This is a genomic window from Stenotrophomonas capsici, assembly GCF_034961085.1.
GTDB classification, from domain to species: domain Bacteria; phylum Pseudomonadota; class Gammaproteobacteria; order Xanthomonadales; family Xanthomonadaceae; genus Stenotrophomonas; species Stenotrophomonas capsici.
The window spans coordinates 1-3,332 of sequence record NZ_JAYFUH010000229.1 but is presented as its reverse complement, the minus strand read 5'-3'; the positions used below and the strand labels follow the sequence as shown (position 1 = coordinate 3,332).

At 67.4% G+C, this 3,332-nt stretch carries 1 protein-coding gene; it reads right to left on the bottom strand.

Going from position 1 to position 3,332, the window contains the following annotated elements; all coding sequences use genetic code 11:
* Positions 1–3,332: SdrD B-like domain-containing protein (locus VA603_RS11900; protein WP_323438977.1), on the bottom strand; the 3,332-nt coding region annotated here is incomplete at both ends.

Sequence of the window (3,332 nt, the reverse complement as noted above, 5' to 3'; positions counted from 1 at the left end):
CTGCGGCGCGCCATTGGCGGCATAGCCGCTCGGCTGGGTCTGGGTGATGGTGTAGCCGGCCGCGTCGGACGGCGCCAGGTGAGTGAACTGGTAGTCACCGGCGGCATCGGTGGTGGCCTCCAGCAGCACGGTGTTGCCGTACAGGTCCACGCCGCTCAGGGTCACCTTGACCCCGGCGATGCCGGTGTCGCCGCTGTCCTGGTCACCGTTGTCGTTGTCATCGGCGAACACACGCCCGCCCAGGCTGGCGTTCTGCACCTGCGTGGTCGAGGTCTTCTCGTTGTTGGTTGGCACCAGGTCCACCGAGGTCGGTTCGTCGTTGTCGTCACGACCCGGTTCGATGCTGGCCTTGTTGGTGTGGTTGGTCGGCGCATAGGCGCCGGTGAACACGCCCGGCACGGTGCGCGCCCACAGGGTCAGCGTCAGCGTGTTCGCGCTGCCCGACGGGAAGCTGCCGCCCAGGTCGCAGGTCACGGCCTGCTGTTGGGTCATCGCGGTGATCGACGCCGGGCCTGCGGACAGGTAGCAGACGTTGTCGGTGCCGGCGGCCGGCTTGCTGGCCACGGTGTTCACGCTGCCCGACAGCGTGGCGGCGCTGCCGCTGTTGACGGTGACGGTCAGCGGATGGGCGGCGTCATGCACCCACTCGAAGCCGGCCGGCAGGGTGTCGGTGACGCGCATCTTCTCCACGCGGCTGCCCAGCGCGTTGCGCACCACGATGTCGTAGCGGATCGGCTGGCCCACATCGACCGGACCAGCGGTCACGGTGGTCTTGCTTGCCACCTCCAGATCGGCCGACGGGAAGAGCACGTCGTTGACCTGCTCCAGGTTGTTTCCGGCATCACCTGCGTCGGCGCTGCACTTGCCCTGGCTTTCGTAATTGGTGGTCTCGTCGCCGCACACGTAGGCGATGTTGTTGAACAGCACCGGCTGGCTGGAATCACCGGCGATGGTGAACAGCACATCGAACGCCACCATGTGTTCCTTGTCCAGGCGGTTCAGCGCCGGCACGGAATTCAGCAGGCAGACCAGTTCCGCGCCCTGCTGGCTGCAGGTCACATCGACGTCGGTCTTGTAGACATAGCCACTCACCGGCGCACCGGTGTTGACGTTCTCGATGCGGTCGAAGGTAGCGGTGAAGCCCGCCGGTGCGGTAATCCGGTCACGGACCTCCACATTCTCGGCCTGCGACGGCCCCAGGTTGAAGGTGCTCAGGCGGTAGCGCAGCTGGTCGCCGACCACGAAGGTGTTGCGGCCGTTCGGATAGACTTGGGTCTTCTTCTGCTGCAGGTCGATGGTCGGCACGCGGACCTCGAAGGTCACGTCGGCACTGTTATTGCTGTTGGAAGCGGCGTCGTCGCAGCTGGTCGAGGCGCCCGGCAGCCACTGGCAGACAGCGCCGAGGCTGGCGACCGACGCCTGGTTGGTGACCGACGGATAGACCACGCCACCGGCAGCGACCTGCAGGTTGGCCGGCTTCTTGACGCGTGCGCTGATCGTCACCGTCTCGGTGGTCTGCGCGGCGATCGCGCCGCGGCTGTTGACGCAGGAGATGGCGCCGGTGGCCTTGTTGCTGGCCGAGCAGTCCAGCATGCTGCCGGACGGCACGGTCACGTCGATGATCTCGTAGGTGGCACCGGCCATCGTCGCCGTCCCGGTCGGGAGGGCGTCGGTGATGTGGAAGTCGTTCTGCGGCGCCGCGTCCGGGCCGTGGTTGCGCGCGGTCAGGGTGAAGGAGATCGGCTCGCCGATCAGCACCGTGCCGCTCGGGGTGACGGTCTTGCTGGTCATCCGGTAGTCGGTGCGCGGCAGGACCTTCACCGCCGCCGAGTCGGAGTACAGGCCATCGGCGCGCAGGCTCGACAGCACCGCGTTGGGCGAGGTCAGCGTTGCGGTGTTGGTCAGATCGCTGCCGCCGCTGGTGGACTGCAGCGGACGATCCACCGCCAGCACCACTTCGATCTCGGTGCCCGGTGCCACATTGCTGAACGTACAGGTCTGGTTGCGCGCACCGGACCCCAGCGCGGGACAGCTGACGGCACCTGCGCTACCGCTGATCGCGGCCGCCGACAGCACCCGCACCTGGCCCTTGAACACCGAGGTGTTGAGCACGCCCGGCACGTTGTCGGTGAGGTTCAGGGTCGGGATGGTCTTCTGGTTGGGCTTGTCCGTGGTGCTCGGGGTGGACACCAGGATCTTCCAGTACACCGTCTCGGCGGCGCCGGACAGGGTCGGGGCGTCGGCCACGTCGTCGTGCCAGGTGATCTGGTCGACCGAGGAGTCCTTGCGGATGTTGACCCAGGCCGTGTCATTGATGACGTCGGTCAGGTTCAGGCCGGTGCCGGCGGTGGCGCAGTCATTGGTGGCACTGCGGTCGGCCGGCTGCGCGGCGTCGGCCGCGTTGACACCCAGCTGGCCCAGCGCGGTGATGCCGGTGCAGGCATGGTTGGACAGGTTCAACTGGCCGACGATCGCGGTGGCGCGGGTCTGGAACGACAACGGCAGGCTGCCGCCGCGCGCGACCGTGCCGGTACCGGTGGTCTTGCAGGTCACCTGGGTGGTGAAGGCAGCAGGGATGCCGGTCGGCGGGCTCACGTTGCGCTGGACCGTGCACTCCCAGCCCGGGGTGACGTTCGCCAACCCGTTCACACCGTAGCTGGCGTCCATTTCCTCCGGGCGCATGTAATCAACCACGTACAGCGGCTGCGCCGGCGTGTAGCTGGCCGCGCTGGTGCTGTTCATGCCATTGCTGACCGAGAACGAGGAGGTGATCGGCGCGCCGGGGCTGACCGGGCCACTGGACGGGTTCTTCGTCTTGGTCAGGCCGATGTCGGTGTAGGGCTCGTTGATCTGGTACGGCGCGAGCACGCTGTTGTTGGCTTCGTTCCAGTCCTTCAGCGCGGCCGGCGGCGTGGCCACGACCGGGAAGCGCCCGTCGGTGCCGGTCTGCGGCATCGTCAGCGGAATGGTGAAGGGCTTGCTGCTGCCGGAAGCGACCACGCCGGCATCGCAGGTCACCAGCGTGCCGGGATACACGGTGCCGGAGACGGTCAGCTGCTGGCCGGCCTCCAGGCTGCAGCCCGCCGGCAGGGTGCCGATGACGAAGCCGTCGGGAATGATGGTGCTCACGGTGCCACCGGCCGTGCTGGTCTGCGGGCCGTTGTTCTTGTAGGTCAGCACCAGGTTCTGCGCGGTGCCCACTTCCAGCGGCTGCGACGGGAAGCTCACCAGCGCTTCGATGTCCGTGCCCAGCACGATGTTGTAGCTGGCGCTGTCGGAGTTGTCGTTCGGGTCCGCGTCGAAGTAGTTGTCGTTCGCGGTGGCGATGGTCG